16 protein-coding genes and 1 pseudogene are annotated in these 18,792 nt (G+C 69.5%); 7 read left to right on the forward strand and 10 right to left on the reverse strand.

Annotated features, from left to right (window positions below; all coding sequences use genetic code 11):
• Positions 1-9: 9 nt before the first annotated feature.
• From A5753_RS13410 to A5753_RS13435, 6 genes are all read right to left on the reverse strand, one after another.
• Positions 10-1,158, reverse strand: a complete 1,149-nt coding sequence (locus A5753_RS13410) for a PPE family protein (RefSeq protein WP_067128416.1) — start codon at positions 1,156-1,158, stop codon at positions 10-12.
• A 208-nt stretch (positions 1,159-1,366) separates the two neighbouring features.
• Positions 1,367-2,173: an MBL fold metallo-hydrolase gene (locus A5753_RS13415; protein ID WP_067128419.1), complete on the reverse strand. Its 807-nt coding sequence runs from the start codon at positions 2,171-2,173 to the stop codon at positions 1,367-1,369.
• A gap of 55 nt (positions 2,174-2,228) precedes the next feature.
• A complete protein-coding gene (locus tag A5753_RS13420; protein WP_067128422.1) occupies positions 2,229-3,761 on the reverse strand; it encodes an HNH endonuclease signature motif containing protein in 1,533 nt (510 codons plus the stop codon).
• Positions 3,762-3,812: 51 nt separating this feature from the next.
• Complete coding sequence (locus A5753_RS13425; protein ID WP_067128425.1) at positions 3,813-4,679, reverse strand: pseudouridine synthase; 867 nt, start codon at positions 4,677-4,679, stop codon at positions 3,813-3,815.
• 12 nt (positions 4,680-4,691) lie between these two features.
• The gene (locus A5753_RS13430) at positions 4,692-6,449 is read right to left on the reverse strand and encodes a glycerol-3-phosphate dehydrogenase/oxidase (protein WP_067128428.1); all 1,758 of its coding nucleotides are present in this window, start codon (positions 6,447-6,449) and stop codon (positions 4,692-4,694) included.
• Positions 6,450-6,520: 71 nt separating this feature from the next.
• Positions 6,521-7,936, reverse strand: a complete 1,416-nt coding sequence (locus A5753_RS13435) for an NAD(P)H-quinone dehydrogenase (protein ID WP_067128431.1) — start codon at positions 7,934-7,936, stop codon at positions 6,521-6,523.
• Positions 7,937-8,011: 75 nt separating this feature from the next.
• Between A5753_RS13435 and A5753_RS13440 the strand changes: the two genes are divergently transcribed.
• Together A5753_RS13440 and A5753_RS13445 are read left to right on the forward strand one after the other, a co-directional pair.
• Positions 8,012-8,491, forward strand: coding sequence for a gamma-glutamylcyclotransferase (locus tag A5753_RS13440; RefSeq protein ID WP_067128434.1), 480 nt, complete (start codon positions 8,012-8,014; stop codon positions 8,489-8,491).
• 101 nt (positions 8,492-8,592) lie between these two features.
• Positions 8,593-9,411, forward strand: coding sequence for an alpha/beta hydrolase (locus A5753_RS13445; protein ID WP_067128529.1), 819 nt, complete (start codon positions 8,593-8,595; stop codon positions 9,409-9,411).
• On the opposite strand, the gene A5753_RS13450 is transcribed toward A5753_RS13445, so the two are convergent.
• Genes A5753_RS13450 through A5753_RS13460 form a run of 3 tightly spaced genes read right to left on the reverse strand, consistent with a single transcriptional unit; the run spans position 9,408 to position 12,435 of the window.
• A complete protein-coding gene (locus tag A5753_RS13450) occupies positions 9,408-10,586 on the reverse strand; it encodes an amidohydrolase (protein WP_067128437.1) in 1,179 nt (392 codons plus the stop codon). The genes A5753_RS13445 and A5753_RS13450 overlap by 4 nt on opposite strands.
• Complete coding sequence (locus A5753_RS13455; protein WP_067128440.1) at positions 10,583-11,773, reverse strand: M20 family metallopeptidase; 1,191 nt, start codon at positions 11,771-11,773, stop codon at positions 10,583-10,585. The genes A5753_RS13450 and A5753_RS13455 overlap by 4 nt, the downstream gene beginning before the upstream one ends.
• 47 nt (positions 11,774-11,820) lie before the next feature.
• A complete protein-coding gene (locus A5753_RS13460; protein WP_197694687.1) occupies positions 11,821-12,435 on the reverse strand; it encodes a cutinase family protein in 615 nt (204 codons plus the stop codon).
• Positions 12,436-12,632: 197 nt separating this feature from the next.
• Here A5753_RS13460 and A5753_RS13465 point away from each other — a divergent pair, with 197 nt between their 5' ends.
• Entirely contained in the window at positions 12,633-13,448 is an 816-nt protein-coding gene (locus A5753_RS13465; RefSeq protein WP_067128446.1) for a purine-nucleoside phosphorylase, read from the forward strand.
• Between the two features lie 4 nt (positions 13,449-13,452).
• The gene (locus A5753_RS13470; protein ID WP_067128449.1) at positions 13,453-15,033 is read left to right on the forward strand and encodes a phospho-sugar mutase; all 1,581 of its coding nucleotides are present in this window, start codon (positions 13,453-13,455) and stop codon (positions 15,031-15,033) included.
• A gap of 7 nt (positions 15,034-15,040) precedes the next feature.
• Here A5753_RS13470 and upp read toward each other — a convergent pair.
• Positions 15,041-15,658 (reverse strand): annotated as a pseudogene (upp, locus tag A5753_RS23850) (uracil phosphoribosyltransferase); the annotation flags it as partial.
• A gap of 136 nt (positions 15,659-15,794) precedes the next feature.
• Here upp and A5753_RS13480 point away from each other — a divergent pair.
• The 3 genes from A5753_RS13480 to A5753_RS13490 form a co-directional block, all read left to right on the forward strand.
• Positions 15,795-16,643 carry an alkaline phosphatase family protein gene (locus A5753_RS13480; protein ID WP_067128532.1) on the forward strand — a complete coding sequence of 283 codons (849 nt, stop codon included), beginning with the start codon at positions 15,795-15,797 and terminating at the stop codon, positions 16,641-16,643.
• 49 nt (positions 16,644-16,692) lie between these two features.
• Positions 16,693-17,997: a primosomal protein gene (locus A5753_RS13485; RefSeq protein ID WP_067128457.1), complete on the forward strand. Its 1,305-nt coding sequence runs from the start codon at positions 16,693-16,695 to the stop codon at positions 17,995-17,997.
• A 45-nt stretch (positions 17,998-18,042) separates the two neighbouring features.
• Positions 18,043-18,792 (forward strand): VWA domain-containing protein (locus tag A5753_RS13490; protein ID WP_067128466.1); only part of this gene is annotated, 750 nt, incomplete at its 3' end.

The following is an 18,792-nucleotide window of genomic DNA, read 5'->3' on the forward strand; positions in this document are numbered from 1 at the left end:
GGCATCGTCTCATCCCGCCGACGGGTTTCGAGGCATCACTTTGCCCTTGACCTCCCGGCCGACGGCGACGTCGTCATACTTCTGCTGTTTGCGCTTGCGCCAGCCGGTGCCCGCCGAGCCCGTCCCCGGCGGCACCATCATCGGCACCATCGGGAAGCCCGGCTCCCCCGCGGGCAGCGGCGAGGCCGCGGACGCCAGTTGAACCCCGGTTTGCGTGCCCGGCAACAGCCCCACCACGGCCGGTGGCGCGGTCAGCTTGCCCAGCGACACGCCGACGCCCATCGCGCCCGACGGCGCCATTCCCGCGCCGATGCCCTTGACCGCGTTGGACAGGCTCGCCGTGGCCGCCCCGAGGCCTTCCGACAGGCCGCTGCCGATGTCACCGCCGACCGACTGAACTCCTTGGGCGGTCGCCAGCTGTGCCCACACGCCGAGCAGGTTGATCGGAAAACCGGAGGAGATGAACTGGTTGCCCCAGGTGCTGAAGTAGCCGAACCACCCTTGGTTGGGGTCACCGTCGGCGCCGAAGAGGCCGCCGAACGAAGAGTCTGCCGCACTGAGGTTCTGTACCGCGTTGCCCGCGCCCAGAGCCTGGGCCTGGCTCACCGCCAGCTCTTGCCTGGCCGGTCCGCCCGAATCGGTATTGGGCAGCGGCGAATTGAAATTCGACAGCTGCGTGGTCGCCTGCGACGACGACGCCTGATATCGGGTCATCGCCGCCGAGTTGTTCGCCCACATGGTCTGGTATTCGTTCTCGGTCTCGGCGATGGCCGCGGTGTTGGTGCCGAACCGGTTGGTGGCCAGCAACTGCGCCAGCCGCGTTCGGTTGGCGCTCACCACCGAGGGATGAACCACCGTCGACCGGACGGTGGTGAAGGCGGACGCGGCGGTCTCCGCCGAAGTCGCCATCTGCGCGGATTGCTGGGCGGTCTCGCGCAACCAGAGCAGGTAGGGCTGCACGGACTGCAGCATCGCCATCGCCGACGGACCGTCCCACGAATCGATGAGCGTCGACAACGTCGAGGCATAGGTGGAGACCGAATTCTCCAGCTCGACGGCCAGGCGCTGCCAGGCGCCGGCGGCCTCGATCAGCGAACCGGCGCCCGGTCCGGTGTGGATGAGCGTCGAGGTGACCTCTGGGGGTGCAAAAAGATCCATCACGTCTCACAATGCCCACGCTGAGAACGCCTCAGCAAATTTGCGTTAACCAGGCCGCGAAGAACCTTGAAACTCTGCACGTCGAAGCCTGTCACCTGCGGTCGGGACCTCCCAGTTCGACCGCCCGGTGTTAGGACACCCTATACCCAAAGCTGAGAGCGATTTGACATTTGCTGGCCAGGGGCACTTACGCGACACCGGCCGTCTGTCAAACGGTCACCGAGGCGCCGCGGTTCACCGTGATGATCCGATCGCCCAGGCCTCGGCGCGTCATTTCCCGGGTGAAGTCGGCCAGCGGCGACGCGAAGGCAGCATAGTCGTCGAAGTGCACCGGGATGGCCTTCGGCAGGGCGAGCATCGCGACGAGTTCAGCGCCCTGACGGCCGTCCATGGTGACGGTCAGACCGAACGGCAGCCGCCCGCCGGCGGGCAGCCGGGTGCCGCCGAGGTGCAGCATGCCCACGTCGATCGGGTCGAACCTCGCGGGAATTTCCTTGAGCTCCTCGATCAGCAGGGTGTCTCCGGAGATGTAGAGCCGGCGCCGGGGCGAGCCATCGTCGGCGGCGACCTCCAGCATGGTGCCCATTACGGGCGGGAGGAGCCGCTGACTCCATCCCGGCGCGTGACGCCCCGGCAACGACGTGAGGGTGAGCGTGGTGCCGCCCTTCGTGATCGTGTGCTGCTGCCAGGTGGTCAGGCCATGCGCCCGCGCGAAGCCACGCTTGTGCAGCCGTTTGGCGGCGTGCGGGGTGGTGACGACGGGCAGTTCGTGGTCCAGGCCCTTCTGCGACACCCTGTCCCAGTGGTCGCCGTGCATGTGCGACAGCACGATCGCGTCGACCGGGGGAAGTTCGCTGAGTTGCAGCGCGGGCTCCTTGAGCCGTTTGGATACCAGCCCATGGCCGAGGTAGGCGCGTTGCCCCCGGTGCAAGAAGTTGGGGTCGGTCAACAGCGTCAGCCCGCCCGCGGAAATGAGCGTGGTGGCGTTGCCCACGAACGTGACGGTGATGTCCATAGCCGCGGGCTACCCGGTCCCGCGCCTTCCATGCCGTTAAACGACGTTCATGCTGCTAGAAGGGTGGTGGATCGCCGCCGCCGGGCGGGCCGGGGCCGCTGCTCGAGCCCGAGCCCATGCTCGTGGTTCGGGTGCGCCGGCCCATGCGGGCGTCGCGATTGTGCCGGCGTTCGGCCGCGATACGCCCGGCGCGGTCCTGGGCGCGGGTGCGGCGCCGGAGGGGCATCATCGCCGTGCGGTCTCCGCAGTAACCGGGCGCCACGTCGGCCTCGGGGGCCGCGATCGCGCCGACGCCCTGGCACAAACTCGGGAACAGCAGCGCGCTGCCCGGCGTGGTGACATAGGTGCACCCAGCCGGTGAGGTCAGGATCAGCGTCGCATCGGACAGCTGCTTTTCCCGCCAGCCCCAAAAAGTTTTCACCAAATGATGTGTGCGGCAATAGCATTTAAGGTTCGACGCGTGCGTGCGCCCACCATCCGCGTAGGGAATCGTATGATCCACATCGCAATTGGCGGCGGGCTGGTCGCAGCCGGGCCAGCGGCACGTCAAGTCGCGGCAGCGCACGAAGTCGGCCAGCGCCTTCGACGGCACGTAACCCGGCTCGGGTGGGGCATCACCCGGGTGGACCAGCGGTGCCAGCGTGGCTGACGCTGCCAGCTCGGCGACCAACTCCGGCGCGATCAAGCCCTCGGTGCCCAGCTCGTAGGCCGGCGCCGGGCTGGTGCCGTCCAGACTGCCGCGCTCGGCGACCACGTGGATCACCACCGGCCGCGCGGGCCGTTTGCCGGCCGGGCAATCGCGGCGCCCGCAGCGGCATCCCAACCGGTCGGCCCCGCCCGCCAATGCCCCCAACGCGTCGGCGCGGCGCTGCTCGCGGGTGCGCGGGTCGTGCTCACACACCGTGGCCGCCAACGCGTCCAGGCGCCGGTCCAGTAGATGCGCGTCGGGGGCCAGCAGGGTTCCGTCGATATGCGCCAACCCATCCCCCATGTCGGCGACCCACACTTCCCGCCCGGCGGCGCGCTCCTTGCGGCGCCGCACCGCGTCCGCGTCGGCCCGCGCGACGACCTTGTCCACCTGCGCGGCCAGCCGGCCTTGAGTCATCGACGGCCATCGCGCCACGTTGGCCGCCAGCCGGGCGTCCACCACCGCCAGCACCTGCGGGTCGGTGATCAGGTCCGTTCGGTACACCGCGGTGGCGAACATCCGAAAGTCGATGTCACCGGCCGTGAACACCTCGCCCACCTGCGGCAGCCGCTCCCGCATGGCCCGGGCGTAGCGCACCTTGCTGCCGGCCAGGCCCTGACTGATCCGCAACTCGGCGGCGACCTCAGCACTGACGGCCGCCTCGGTGTCGACGGCCCAGCTTTCGGTCTCCGCGCAGCGCGATAGCCGATACCTGAACAACTCACCGACGGCCGCGAGCTGGGCGGCCGCCGCCCGGTTCTCCGCGCGCGCCGCCGCTCCGATCCGTTCCAGCAGACCGGCCGACACCGGCGTTCGCGACGGATACTGCCGCTCGACCAACTCGTCGAAGTAGTCGATCGCCTCTGCTGGCGACCGATGACCCCCTGACTGTTCGAACATAGGTTCGACTATTCCACGCGCCACCGACAAAACGTGGGCGCAGCGGTCCACCTACGGCGCGGCTCGGCCGCTGACGAACTCGCGCCGCACGCCGGTCAGCGGATCGGTGAACTCGATGCGCTGCGCCACTAGCCGCAGCGGCGTGCTGAAGTCGTCGGCAGCGACGTCGATGATGTTGGGATACAACGGATCACCCTCGATCGGTATCCCCAGCGAGGCCATGTGCAGGCGCAGCTGATGGGTGCGCCCGGTGCGGGGGATGAGCCGGTACAGGCCGTCCGGCGATAACAGCTCCACGCGGGTCTCGGCATTGGGTGCGCCGGGCTCGCTGACGGCCTGTAGGTGGCCGCGACGCTTGATGATTCGGCTTTTCACCACCCGCGGGAGCTCCACCTCCGAGTCGACGGCGGCCCGGGCCAGATATGTCTTAGCGACCAAGCCGCGAGAGAACAGTGTCTGATAGGCGCCGCGCACCTCGCGCCTTGCGGTGAACAGCAGCACCCCGGCGGTCAGCCGGTCCAGCCGATGCGCCGGGCTCAGCTCGGGCAGCCCCAGTTCGCGCCGCAGCCGCACCAGCGCGGTCTGCGCGACGTGGCGTCCGCGCGGCATGGTGGCCAGGAAGTGCGGCTTGTCGACGACCACGATGTCGGCGTCGCGATGCAGCACTGGCACGTCGAACGGGACGGGCACCTCGTCCGGCAGCTCGCGATACAGGTAGACGCTCGCGCCGGCGGGAAGCACTGTGGCGCTATCGATTACCGCACCGTCGGCGCCGACGACCTCACCAGCCAGCACCTTGGCGCGGGCCCGCGCGCCGAACCGCGCGGTGAGCTCGGCCAGCACCGGCCCGCCGCGCAGCCGCACGCGCGCCGGGCCGAGCCCGTCGCGCAGGGGCAGAGGGGACGGCCGCACGGCCATGTCAGGACCCGCTCAACTGAGCGGGACCGGTTCGAGGATCTCGGCACGAGCCTCTGGCGCGCTGGCCCGCAACTCGTCCGCGGAGACGTCGTCGGGCTGCGCCTGGGACAGGATCTCGGCCTCCACCCGGGCGGTGTAGTTTGCGACCTCACGCGCGACCTCCTCAGCCGACCAGCCCAGGATCGGAGCGACGACGTCGGCGACCTCGCGCGCGCAGTCGACGCCGCGGTGGGGGTACTCGATGGAGATGCGCATGCGGCGGGCCAGGATGTCCTCCAAATGCAAAGCGCCCTCGGCGGTTACGGCATACAGCGCCTCCACCCGCAGGTAGCCCGGCGCCTCCTTGATCGGCTCGAGCAGATCGGGGCTCTGCGCCGCCAGCGCCAGCACGTCACCGATCAGCGAACCATAGCGGTCCAGCAGATGACGCACCCGGTAGGGATGCAGACCCTGCAGCTGGGCGACGTGTTCGGCCTGGTTGATCAGCGCGAAGTAGCCGTCGGCGCCCAACAGGCTGACCTTCTCGGTGATCGACGGGGCTACCCGGGCCGGAATGAATTGGGCCGCAGCATCGACCGCGTCGGCGGCCATCACCCGGTAGGTGGTGTACTTGCCGCCGGCGATGGCCACCAGGCCCGGCGCGGGCACCGCCACGGCGTGCTCCCGGGACAGCTTGGAGGTCTCCTCGCTCTCCCCGGCCAGCAGCGGCCGCAGCCCCGCGTACACCCCGTCGATGTCGGCATGCGTCAGCGGGATGGCCAGCACGGTGTTGACGGTTTCCAGGATGTAGTCGATGTCGGCCTTGGTCGCCGCGGGGTGAGCCAGGTCGAGATTCCAGTCGGTGTCGGTAGTTCCGATGATCCAGTGGCTGCCCCACGGGATGACGAACATCACCGATTTCTCGGTGCGCAGGATGATCGCGACGTCGCTGACGACACGGTCGCGCGGCACCACCACGTGCACGCCCTTGGACGCCCGGACCTGAAAACGCCCGCGCTGCTTGGACAATGCCTGGATCTCGTCGGTCCACACCCCGGTCGCGTTGACCACGACGTGACCCCGGACCTCGGTGATGGCACCGTCCTCGGAGTCGCGCACGCGAACCCCGGTCACCCGATCGCCTTCGCGCAGCATCGCCACCACCTGAGTGGAGGTCCGCACCACCGCGCCGTAATGCCCCGCAGTGCGCGCCACGGTCATGGTATGGCGTGCGTCGTCGACGACGGTGTCGTAGTAGCGAATACCGCCGACCAGGGAGCTGCGCTTGAGTCCCGGACTCAAGCGCAATGCGCCGGCACGAGTCAAATGCTTCTGCGCCGGAACGGATTTCGCGCCACCCAGACTGTCGTAGAGAAAGATCCCGGCGGCGACGTACGGACGCTCCCACAACCGTTTGGTGAGCGGAAACAAGAACGGTAACGGCTTGACCAGATGCGGCGCCAAGGTGGTCAGCGACAGCTCACGCTCGTAGAGCGCCTCGCGCACCAGCCCGAATTCCAGTTGCTCGAGGTACCGCAAGCCGCCATGAAACATCTTCGAGGAGCGGCTTGACGTGCCGGACGCGAAATCGCGTGCCTCGACCAGCGCTACCTTGAGTCCGCGCGTGGCGGCATCCAGCGCGCATCCCGAACCGACCACCCCGCCACCGATCACCACGACGTCGAACTGCTCGGCGCCGAGTCGCTCCCAGGCCAGCGCACGTTGCCGTGGCCCCAGCGAGGACGCCGCCCACGTCTGCAGGCTGTCCGGTGCTTGAATCGGATTGCTCACGGCAGAAAACTCCTCATCGGGAACTCCTGTCGGTTACTGGTCAGTAGCACGTGCTGCACCAAGGCTAACCGCTAGTCCAGATCGTCGTGCGCCATCAACCGCCGCGCGGCCTCGGTGACCGAGCCGGACAACGACGGGTAAACCGCCAGCGTCTGGGCCAGCTCGTTGACCGTGATGCGGTTGGTCACCGCGACCGCGATCGGCAGAATCAGCTCGGAAGCGATGGGCGCCACCACGACGCCACCGATCACCACGCCGGTCGCCTGCCGGCAGAAGAGCTTGACGAAACCTTGTCGCAGGCCGGACATCTTGGCGCGCGCGTTGGTGCGCAGCGGCAGCGTGACCGTGCGGGCCGGCACCGAACCGTCGTCGATCATCGTCTGCGGGACCCCGACGGCGGCGATCTCGGGCCTGGTGAACACCGTGGCCGCCACCGTGCGCAACCGGATGGGGCTGACGCCTTCGCCCAGCGCGTGATACATCGCGATCCGGCCCTGCATGGCGGCGACCGAGGCCAACGGCAGCAGACCGGTGCAGTCACCGGCGGCGTAGATGCCGGCCACCGAGGTCCGCGACACCCGGTCCACGGTCAGGTAACCGCCGCGGCCCAGCTCGATGCCGACCCGGTCCAGTCCCAAGCCGCTGGTGTTGGGGACCGACCCGATGGTCATCAGGGCGTGGCTGCCCTCGACCGTGCGCCCGTCGGCCAGCGTGACCAGCACGCCGTCCTCGGTGCGGGTGACCGACTGCGCGCGGGCGTTCTTGACCAGCTGGACGCCGCGCTCGGAGAACGCCTCCTCCAGGACCAGCGCTGCGTCGGCGTCCTCGTAGGGCAGCACCCGGTCGCGGCTGGCCACCACGGTCACCGGGACGCCCAATTCGGTGTAGGCGTGCACGAATTCGGCGCCCGTGACCCCGGACCCGACCACGATGAGGTGGTCGGGCAGCGCCTCCAGGTTGTACAGCTGGCGCCAGGTCAGGATCCGCTCGCCGTCGGGCGGCGCCGACGGCAACACCCGCGGGCTGGCGCCGGTGGCTATCAGCACGACGTCGGCCTCGTACTCGCTGGCGGAGCCGTCGGCGGTGGTCGCCTTGACCCGGTGGCAGGCCAGTCCGGGCGTGGGATCGATCAGCTCGCCATGGCCGGCCACCACGTCCACGCCCACCGCGAGCAGCTGGTCGGTGATATCGGCGGACTGCTCGGTGGCGAGTTGCTTGACCCGGGCGTGGATTTGCGGGAGCGAAATCTTGGCGTCGTCGATGTCGATGTCGAACCCGAGTCGCGGCGCCCGGCGCAATTCGGTGCGCAGCCAGGTCGAGGCGATGAACGTCTTGGACGGCACACAGTCATCCAGGACCGCCGCACCGCCGATGCCCTCGGAGTCGATCACCGTGACGCGGGTCGTGTCGGGGTGCGAGGTCGCGGCCACCAGTGCGGCTTCGTAACCGGCCGGGCCTCCACCGAGGATCACGATGCGGGTCACCACAGCCACCAACCTAACGAAGCGGCCGTCCGAATGCTCAGGGAAGACCCGCCCGCATCGGACGTCTAAGCTTTCCCCGTGCCGCTCTACGCCGCTTATGGGTCGAACATGGATCCCGAGCAGATGCAGAAACGCGCGCCACACTCGCCGATGGCCGGAACCGGCTGGCTGCACGGATGGCGATTGACCTTCGGCGGCGAGGACATCGGCTGGGAGGGCGCGCTGGCCACCGTCGTCGAGGACCCGGGTTCGAAGGTGTTCGTCGTGCTCTACGACATGACTCCCGCGGACGAGAGAAACCTGGACCGCTGGGAGGGCTCGGAGTTCGGCGTCCACAAGAAGATCCGCTGCCGCGTGGAGCGCATCTCATCGGACACCGACACCGACCCGGTGTTGGCGTGGCTGTATGTTTTGGACGCGTGGGAAGGCGGGATGCCGTCGGCCCGGTACCTGGGGGTGATGGCCGACGCCGCCGAAATCGCCGGGGCGCCAATCGAATACGTTCATAGCCTGCGGACCCGTCCGGCCCGCAACATCGGCCCGGGCACCAGCTCCTGATCCGGAAGGAAAGTCGGCTGTCAGTTTTGTCCGTACCGCTGGTCGCCGACACGCTCGCGCGCACGTTCGCCGCCGCGGTCAATCCCACTCCCAAGGCCGCCGTGCGGTTCCCGGAGATTGCGGGCCGAACCACTGAGGTCGCCATCGGAACCCGCCACGGCCCGGTATCGGCAACCGTCTATTACCCGCCGGCGGCGACGCACCCGCCCGTCTACGTCAACGTGCACGGCGGCGGGTTCGTAATCGGCCACCGCGAGCAGGACGATCCGTGGTGCCGATACCTGGCCGCCCACGCGGGCGTGGTGGTGATCAACGCCGACTACGTCCTGGCACCGCGGCACCGCTTTCCCGCCGCGGCGCACCAAATCTATGACGTCGTGTGCTGGGCGGCCGGCCCCGACCGCGATTGGAACGGCGCCCGACTGTGCGTCGGCGGCCAGAGCGCGGGCGGCAACCTGTCCGCCGCGGCGGCGCGGCTCGCGCTGGAGAGCGGCGGGCCCGACATCGCGCTGCAGGTGCTGCACTACGCGCCGCTGGACCTGGTGACGCCGAGCCGCGAAAAGGCGTCGACGCTGGGGCGCCGGGCGATCATGAAGCCGTGGATGAGCGAGGTCTTCGACACCGCCTACATCCCCGAGCCGGCCCAGCGGCGCGACCGCCTGGCCTCGCCCGCCTGGGGCGACAACGCCGATGACATCGCCGGCATCGCGCCCGCGCTGATCGTGACGGCCGAGCACGATCGGCTGCGCGACGAAGCCCGCAGCTATGCAGACAGGCTCGGCGGCGTCGGCGCGTTAGCGGAGTACTACGAGGTGGCCGGCGTCGACCACGGCTACAACATCATGAGCGACGCCGGCGACGTCACGCGGCGCGCCTACGCCCATATCGCCGAACATGTCGTGCGGGCCACCGGCGCCTAGCACCGCTCGAACGCGGCCGACTGCTCGACGATGTTCGTCATCACGCGCACGCCGATCGGCAGGGCCCGCTCGTCGAGATTGAACGTCGGCTGGTGCAGGTCAAGCTGAGGCCCCACTCCCGGCCACACCCCCAACCGGGCCATCGCGCCGGGCACCTCCTCCAGGTACCAGGAGAAGTCCTCGCCGCCGCCGGACTGACGGGTGTCGGCGAGCGCGTCGGGGCCGATCTGTTCGATCGCGTGGATGAGGATGCGCGTCGAGACGTCCTCGTTGACCACCGGTGGTACCCCGCGCCGGTACTGCATCGTGTGCTCGATGGCCAGCGGCGCCAACAGCCCGGACACCGTCTCGCGGATGACCTCCTCCATGCCCACCCAGGTTTGCCGGCTCGCCGTGCGCACGGTGCCCGCCAGCACCCCGGTCTGCGGGATGGCGTTGGCGGCCACCCCGGCGTTGACGGCGCCCCAGACCAGCACCGTGCCGTTGCGCGGGTCGATGCGCCGCGACAACACCCCGGGCAGCCCGGTGATCAGCGTGCCCAGCCCGTACACCAGATCGGCGGTCAGATGCGGGCGCGACGTGTGCCCGCCGGGTGAATACAAGGTGATCTCTATCTGGTCGGCCGCCGAGGTGATGGGGCCGTGGCGGACCGCGACCTTGCCGACCTCCAGCCTGGGGTCACAGTGCAGGGCGAAGATCCGCGACACCCCGATGACGGCGCCGGCCGCGATGGCGTCGATCGCGCCGCCGGGCATCAGCTCCTCGGCGGCCTGAAAGATCAGCCGCACCCCGACCGGCAGCTCGGGCACCGACGCCAGCACCAGGGCGGTGCCCAGCAGGATCGCGGTGTGCGCGTCGTGACCGCAGGCATGCGCGACGCCCGCCAGGGTGGAGGCGTACGGAACGCCGGTGAGCTCGGCCATCGGCAGGGCGTCCATGTCGGCGCGCAACGCGATCCTGGGCTCGTGCTCGGGGCCGATGTCGCAGACGAGTCCGGTCCCGCCCGGCAGGACCTTCGGGTTGAGCCCGGCTTCGGCCAGCCGCTCGCCGACGAACTGGGTGGTGGCGTGCTCTTGTCGGCCCAGCTCCGGATAGCGGTGAATGTGACGGCGCCATTCGACCAGGTCTTGGTGGTGGACGGCCAGCCAGGAATCGGCGGCGTCGACGAGGCTCATGAGTGCCCCCCGCCGCGCCTGCGCTCCTGCGCGTCCAACACCCGGTCGCGCTGGGCCGGCGTCTGCGCCAGCTGAACCACCGTGCGCGCCAGCATGATCGCGCCCTCGACGACCGCGCGGTCGGCGCTGGGACCCGCGGCGGCGTCGGCGAAGGCGCGCTGGTGAACCATGGCGCCCCCGGCGTCGACCCCGACCACCGGGTGGATCCCCGGCAGCACGTGCGTGACGTTGCCCATGTCGGTGCTGCCCATGGGCAGCGCCGCCTCGTACTCGCGGGCCACCGGCTCGCGGCCGAGCCGGCACATCTCGTCACGGAAGGTGTCGGCCAACCATTGGTCGGGCTTCAGTTCGTCATACGGCGGTGCGGGAATGTCGATCTCGTATTCGCAGCCGGTGCCCAGCGCGCCCGCGGCGAAGCAGGCGTACATCCTGCCCTCCAGCTCGCGCAGCGAATCCGCTTCGACCGCCCGCATCGCGTACTGGAGCGCCGCGTGCCCCGGGATGACGTTGACTGCCTGGCCGCCGTTGGTGACGATCCCGTGCACCAGCTGCCCGGGCGCCAGTTGCTGGCGCAGCAGCCCGATGGCCACCTGTGCGACCGTGACCGCGTCGACGGCATTGATGCCCAGGTGCGGCGCGACGGCCGCGTGGGACTCCTTGCCGCGGTAGTTCACCGTCGCCTCGGACAGGGCCAGCGAGCGGGCCCCGGCGATGTCGGCGGGGCCTGGGTGGAGCATGACCGCCGCGGCGATGTCGTCGAAGACCCCGGCCTTGAGTAACAACGCCTTGCCGCCGCCGGCCTCCTCGGCCGGCGTCCCTAGCAGCGACACCCGCAGCCCGAGGTCGTCGGCCACCTCGGCGAGCGCCAGGGCGGTCCCCACCGCCGACGCCGCGATGATGTTGTGGCCGCAGGCGTGGCCGATCTCGGGCAGCGCGTCGTACTCGGCGCAGATCCCGATGGTCAGTGGCCCGCTGCCGAAGTCGGCGCGAAAGGCGGTGTCCAGGCCGCCGGCTGCCGCGGTGATGTCGAAGCCGCGCTCTGCGACCAGCGCCTGCGCCTTGGCGCAGCTGCGATGCTCGGCGAAGGCCAGCTCGGGCTCGGCGTGGATGTCATGGGACAACTCGACCAGCTCGGCACCACGCCGCCGCACGACATCTTCGACGCTGTCTAACGGGGTGATGGGCACTCTCGCAGTATGTCGCAGTGTGCGATCAGGGCCCAACCCCGTCGGGGCTACACCAGCCCGGCGATGAACCCCGCCGCCTGGCCGGGGTAGGGCGGTGCGGAGTAGTCGTGGTGCGCATCGCGGTCACGGCCGCCGACGACGCAGACGGGATCGCCCTCGCTGCACAGGTCGATGGCGCGGCCGGCGAACGCACCAGTCGACGACAGCGGCGTGTTGAAGCGGTTGCCGGGGTTACCGAACACCGCGACCGCCCGGATCTTGCCGGCGAGACCGGGATCCAGCGCCGGAGCCGAGCCAAAGTTGCCGATGCGCTGGCCCACCGGCGGCACCCCCGCGAGCATCGAGACCGCGGCGGCGCCCTGCGAGAAGCCGCCCAGCACCAGCCGCGTGGACGGGCATTGGTCGACCATCTGCGCGATGTGGTCGCGCGCGTCGTTCGCGCCGTCGGCGGTGGTCAGGAAGTTGTAGCTGGCCGGGTAGTTCACCGCGTAGGAGTCGACGTTGCGCGATCCCAGCGCGGGCTGCAGCGCGCCGAACAGCGCGTCGCCCACCGCCCCCAGGCCGGGCGGCTCGGCGGTACCGCGGATGAAGATGAGTTGCACGTCGGGGCAGTCCGCTTTGGCCGACGGCGCCGGGCCGAATGTGATCGAAACCACCGACAGCACAACACCGACGGCAACCCCCATGACCGGACCAACCACCGGCCACCTACCAAGATTCATAAGGCAAATCCTGACACATAGCGGGGACACCGTCGCACGGCCAGCTTCGATCGACCCGCGGGGGCCAGGTGCGATCGCCCCGCCCCTCACTCGCGCCGCTATCGGCGCTCGGCGTCGCGCGGCTAGGCTCCCCGACTGTGACCGAAACCCCGTCGGACCCAGGCGACCTCGCTCGCCGGGCAGCCGAGGTCATCGCCGAACGCACCGGAATCGCCGAACACGACGTCGCCATCGTGCTCGGATCGGGCTGGCCGCCTGCGGTCGCGGCGCTCGGCACACCCACCACCGTGCTGGCCCAGGCCGAGCTCCCCGGCTTTGCCCCGCCCACCGCGGTCGGGCATACCGGCGAGCTGTTGTCGATGCGCATCGGTGCACACCGGGTGCTGGTGCTGATCGGCCGCATCCACGCCTACGAGGGCCACGACCTGTGTCATGTTGTGCACGCGGTGCGGGCGGCCTGCGCGGCCGGCGTACGCGCCGTGGTGCTCACCAACGCGGCGGGCGGCCTGCGTCAGGACATGGCCGTCGGCGAACCCGTGCTGATCAGCGACCACCTGAACCTGACGGCCCGGTCCCCGTTGGTCGGCCCGCAGTTCGTGGACCTGACCGACGCCTACTCGCCGCGGCTGCGTGCGCTCGCCCGCCAAGCCGATCCCTCGCTGACCGAAGGCGTCTACGCCGGGCTGCCCGGCCCGCACTACGAGACACCCGCCGAGATCCGGATGCTGCGCACGCTGGGCGCCGACCTGGTGGGCATGTCGACGGTGCACGAGACCATCGCGGCCCGGGCGGCAGGCGCCGAGGTGCTGGGGGTGTCGCTGGTGACCAACCTGGCCGCCGGCATCAGCGGCGAACCGCTGAGCCACACCGAGGTGCTGGCCGCCGGCGCCGCGGCCGCCACCCGGATGGGGGCGCTGCTGGCCTTGATCCTTTCTGAACTCCCCCGCTTCTAGGGCCATGACGCCCGAGGAGTGGATCGCCCACGATCCCGACCCGGCGACGGCGGCCGAGCTCGCCGCGTGCGACCCCGACGAACTCGCCGAGCGGTTCGCCCGCCCCCTGATGTTCGGCACGGCGGGCCTGCGCGGGCCGGTGCGCGGCGGACCGGACGCCATGAACGTCGCCGTGGTCTCGCGGGCGACCTGGGCCGTCGCACAAGTACTGATCGCGCGCGGCCTGCACCGCTCGTCGGTGATCGTGGGACGCGACGCCCGGCACGGCTCGGCCGTATTCGCCACGGTAACCGCCGAAGTGCTTGCCGCCCAGGAGTTCTCCGTGCTGCTGCTGCCCGGTTCGGTGCCCACGCCGGTGCTGGCGTTCGCGGTGCGGCATACGGGTGCGGCGGCCGGGATCCAGATCACCGCATCGCACAACCCACCCGCCGACAACGGTTACAAGGTGTACCTCGACGGCGGCATCCAGATCGTCTCCCCCACCGACCGCGAGATCGAGGCCGCGATGGCCGGCGCCCCGCCCGCCGACCAGATCGACAGGGCCCCCGTCGAACCCGCGCAAACCGATCTCGTCAAGCGTTACATCGAGCGGGCCGCGGGGTTGCGGCGCGGAATCGGGTCGGTGCGGGTCGCGCTGACCGCGCTGCACGGGGTGGGCGGTGCGGTGGCCGTCGAGACGTTGCACCGCGCGGGGTTCGTCGAAGTGCACTCCGTCGCAACGCAATTCGCACCCGACCCGGATTTTCCCACGGTCGCGTTTCCCAATCCCGAGGAGCCCGGCGCCGCCGACGCGCTGCTGGACCTGGCCGCGGACGTCGGCGCCGACGTGGCGATCGCGCTCGATCCCGACGCGGATCGATGCGCCGTCGGCGTCAAAGACGGGCCGCGCTGGCGGATGCTGTCCGGTGACGAAACCGGTTGGCTGCTGGGCGATTACCTACTGTCGATGACTCAGGCGGATAAACCGGTGGTGGCCAGCACGGTGGTGTCGTCGCGGATGCTGTCGGCCATCGCCGCGCGCTACGGCGCCGTCCACGTCGAAACCCTCACCGGCTTCAAGTGGCTGGCCCGCGCCGACGCGAAAGTGCCGGGAGGCACGCTGATCTACGCCTACGAGGAAGCGATCGGGCACTGCGTCGACCCGGCGGCCGTGCGCGACAAGGACGGCATCAGCGCCGCGGTGCTGGTGTGCGACCTGGTGGCCACGGCGATGCGGCAGGGCCGTTCGGTCCGCAACCTGCTCGACGACCTGGCCCGGCGGTACGGGGTGCACGACGTCGCCGCGGTGTCGCGCCGGGTCGCCGACGCCACGGAGGCGGCCGGACTGATGCGGCGGTGGCGGGCGGACCCTCCGAAGACACTGGCCGGTTACGCCGCGACCCTCACCGACATCACCGACGCGCTGATCTTCACCGCAGGAGACGAGGACACGTCGATCAGGCTGGTGGTGCGGCCTTCCGGGACCGAGCCGAAGTTGAAGTGCTACTTGGAGATTCGTGCTGCGGTGTACGACGACCTGGACTCTTCGCGGCGGCGCGCCGGCGCCCTGCGCGAGGCGCTGATCGCTGCTGTGCGGAGCTGGTGAACAGGTTGGGCCCGAATTGACGGTCGCCGGCATCGCCGAGACCCGGCACGATATAAGCCGACTTGTTCAGCCCCTTGTCGACCGCGGCGCAGAACACTCGCGCGTCCGGCGCCGCTTTCTTCACCGCCGCAAGGCCTTCGGGAGCCGCCACCACACAGAGCACGGTGATATCGGTTGCGCCGCGGCGCTGTAGCAGGCCGATGGTGTGTGCCATCGACCCGCCGGTAGCCAGCATGGGATCGAGGACGATCACCGGTCGGCCCGCAAGCTTGCGCGGCAACGCCTCCAGATACGGCACCGGCACGTGGGTTTCCTCGTCGCGGGCGACGCCGACGAATCCCGCTTCCGCGTCCGGTATCGCGGCGTGCGCGGCGTCGAGCATGCCCAGCCCGGCCCGCAGCACCGGCACCAGCAGCGGCGGCTTGACCAAGCGCGTCCCGACGGCCGAGGCTACTGGGGTGCGAATCTTCACCGACTTTCGCGCCGCATCCCGGCTGGCCTCGTAGACCAGCATCAGCGTCAGCTCACGCAGCGCGGCGCGAAAGCCGGCGTTATCGGTGCGTTCGTCACGCAGTACCGTCAGCCGGGCGGCGGCCAGCGGATGGTCGATGACGCGAATTTCCATGTGATAGAGGGTATATAACGATCGGGCTACGCCCTTCTGACACGCTCGCGCCGTCCCGGAAACCGGCTGCGCCCGTTCATATACTCCGGGCGTGTTGCGCGAAATTCGAGGTCCGATCGGAGGCGCGTATCGGGCCCTGCGGCTGCTGGGTGCGTGCGCGTTGGTGGCTTTGGCGGCCAGCCCGTTGACCCCGCGTATAGGCCTTGCGGCAGCGGCCATTCCGCAACCCGCGCATGTCGTGATCGTGGTCGAGGAGAACCGCTCCGAGAACGGCATCATCGGGAACAAATCGGCGCCCTTCATCACCACACTGGCCGCCGGCGGCGCCAACATGACCCAGTCGTTCGCCGAAACCCATCCCAGCGAACCGAATTATTTGGCGCTCTTCGCCGGCAATACGTTCGGGGTGACCAAGGACGTGTGCCCGGTCAACGGCGGCGCCGCACCGAACCTCGGCTCCGAATTACTCGCCGCGGGTTACACATTCGTCGGTTTCGCGGAGGGCCTGCCCGCGGTCGGCTCACCGGTCTGCAGCGCGGGCAAGTACGCGCGCAAGCATGTGCCGTGGGCCAACTTCACCAATGTGCCGGCCGCCAACTCGCTGCCGTTCTCCGCGTTCCCGATGGGCAACTACTCCAGCCTGCCGACCGTCTCGTTCGTCATCCCCAACAACGACGACAACATGCACGACGGTTCGATCGCGCAGGCCGATTCCTGGCTGAACCGCGAACTGTCCGGATATGCGAACTGGGCGGTGGCCAACAACAGCCTGCTGATCGTGACGTTCGACGAGGACGACAACTCCAATGTTTCAGGCAACCGCAACCAGATCCCCACGGTGTTCTACGGAGCGCACATCCGTCCGGGCAACTACAGCGAACAGATCAACCACTACAACGTGCTGTCCACGGTGGAGCAGATGTACGGATTGCCCAAGACGGGCTATGCCGCCGGCGCCGCGCCTATCACCGATATCTGGGGCTAGGTCTGATGGGCCGATAACGCGTTCGCCGGTCGTCGCTATTCTGTGCCGCATGGTTGCTGACCTCGTGCCGATCCGCCTGAGCCTGTCCGATGGTGACCGCTACACCGTGTGGGCACCCCGCTGGCGTGACTCCGGCGACGAGTGGGAGGCGTTCCTGGGCAAGGACGAGGACCTGTTCGCGTTCTCCTCCGTCGCCGACCTGGTCGCGTTCGTGCGCGCGGACGACGACAACGACTTGACCGACCACCCGGCATGGAAGGAGCTGCGGGCGGCACACGCGCACGCGTTCTCCCCCGCCGAAGACAAGCAGTTCGACCTGATCGCCGTCGAGGAGCTGGTGGCCGAGAAGCCCACCGAGGAGTCGGTGTCCGCGCTGGCCGGCGCGCTGGCCATCGTGTCGTCCATCGGATCGGTGTGCGAGCTGGCGGCGGTGTCGAAGTTCTTCAACGGCAACCCGAGCGTGGGCACCGTGTCCGGCGGAATCGAGCACTTCACCGGCAAGGCCGGCGCCAAACGCTGGCATGCGATCGCCGAGGTGATCGGGCGCAGCTGGGACGACGTGCTCGCCGCGATCGAGGACCTCGTCACCACCCCCGAGGTCGACTCCAAGCTGTCCGACAAGGCCGCCGACGAACTGGCCGAAGAGCGCGAAGAGGACGAGCCGGACAAGGACACCGACCCTGAGGACGCCGTCACCGAACAGACCGCAGAGGAGGTCACCGCGGACGACAACGCCGAGGCCGACGACGAGGACACCGAGGACGAGGACGACCGGGCGACCGGCGACACGGTGGTGCTGGGCGGCGATAAGGACTTCTGGGTGCAGGTCGGCATCGATCCGATCCGGATCATGACGAGTTCGGGCACCTTCTACACGTTGCGCTGCTACCTGGACGACCAGCCGATCTTCCTGGGCCGCAACGGCCGCATCAGCGTCTTCACCTCCGAACGCGCGCTGGCCCGCTACCTGGCCGACGAGCACGACCACGACCTGGCGGACCTGAGCACCTACGACGACATCCGCACAGCCGCGACCGACGGCTCCCTGGCGGTGGAGATCACCGAGGACAACATCTACGTGCTCAGCGGGCTGGCCGACGACCTGGCCGACGGACCGAATGCCGTGGATCGCGAGCAACTGGAACTCGCCGTCGAGGTGCTCCGCGACATCGGCGACTACTCCGAGGAGAGCACCGTCGACAAAGCGCTCGAGACCAGCAGGCCGCTGGGCAAGCTGGTGGCCGCCGTGCTCGAGCCGGACTCGGTGACCAAGCCGTCGCCGCCGTATGCCGCGGCGGTTCGCGAGTGGGAGAAACTGGAGCAATTCGTCGACGGGCGGCTGCGCCGCGAGTAGTGCCATCGTTTGACGGGCCGGGCTTGGACGGGAAGGTTGGATGACGTGTCGCTTCCCGGTATCGGCCCGTTACCGCTCTACGGATTCCAGCGGCCCGCCCTGTTGTTGTTCGGGCTGGTGCCCCTGGCCCTACTGGCCCTCTACGTTGTGGTCCAGGCGCGGCGGCGCCAACGGCTGCACCGCTACACCGACACCCCCGTGGCGCAGTCGCCGTGGCGTCATCTCCCCATCGCCGTGTCGCTGCTGTGCCTGGCGTTGTTGACCATCGCGCTGGCCACGCCCACCCACGACATGCGCATCCCGCGCAACCGCGCCGTCATCATGCTGGTGATCGACATGTCCCAGTCCATGCGGGCGACGGACGTCGAACCCAACCGGCTCAAGGCGGCCGAACGGGCCGCGACCCAGTTCGCCGGTCAGCTGACGCCCGGCATCAACCTCGGGCTGGTCGGATTCGCCGGCACGCCCTATTTGCTGGTGCCACCGACCCCGCAGCACCAGACCACCATCGATGCCCTGAAGAAGCTCGATTTCGCCGACAGCACCGCGACCGGCGAAGCGATCTTCACCGCCCTGCACGCGATCAGCGCCACCGCGGTCGTCGGCGGCGACACCCCGCCGCCGGCGCGGATCGTGCTGGAGTCCGACGGTGCCGAGAACGTGCCGCTGGACCCCAACGCCCCGCAGGGGGCGTTCACCGCGGCCCGGGCCGCCAAGGCCGAGGGCGTGCAGATCTCGACGATCTCGTTCGGCACCCCGTACGGCACCGTCGACTACGAGGGCGCGACGATCTCT

This window comes from Mycobacterium sp. 852002-51971_SCH5477799-a, from assembly GCF_001667145.1.
Classification (GTDB): domain Bacteria; phylum Actinomycetota; class Actinomycetes; order Mycobacteriales; family Mycobacteriaceae; genus Mycobacterium.

Coding starts and splice junctions, on each gene's coding strand:
- A5753_RS13410 (WP_067128416.1), bottom strand. CDS start 1,158: ATGGATCTTTTTGCACCCCCAGAGGTCACCTCGACGCTCATCCACACC.
- A5753_RS13415 (WP_067128419.1), bottom strand. CDS start 2,173: ATGGACATCACCGTCACGTTCGTGGGCAACGCCACCACGCTCATTTCC.
- A5753_RS13420 (WP_067128422.1), bottom strand. CDS start 3,761: ATGTTCGAACAGTCAGGGGGTCATCGGTCGCCAGCAGAGGCGATCGAC.
- A5753_RS13425 (WP_067128425.1), bottom strand. CDS start 4,679: ATGGCCGTGCGGCCGTCCCCTCTGCCCCTGCGCGACGGGCTCGGCCCG.
- A5753_RS13450 (WP_067128437.1), bottom strand. CDS start 10,586: ATGAGCCTCGTCGACGCCGCCGATTCCTGGCTGGCCGTCCACCACCAA.
- A5753_RS13470 (WP_067128449.1), top strand. CDS start 13,453: ATGACGCCCGAGGAGTGGATCGCCCACGATCCCGACCCGGCGACGGCG.
- A5753_RS13485 (WP_067128457.1), top strand. CDS start 16,693: ATGGTTGCTGACCTCGTGCCGATCCGCCTGAGCCTGTCCGATGGTGAC.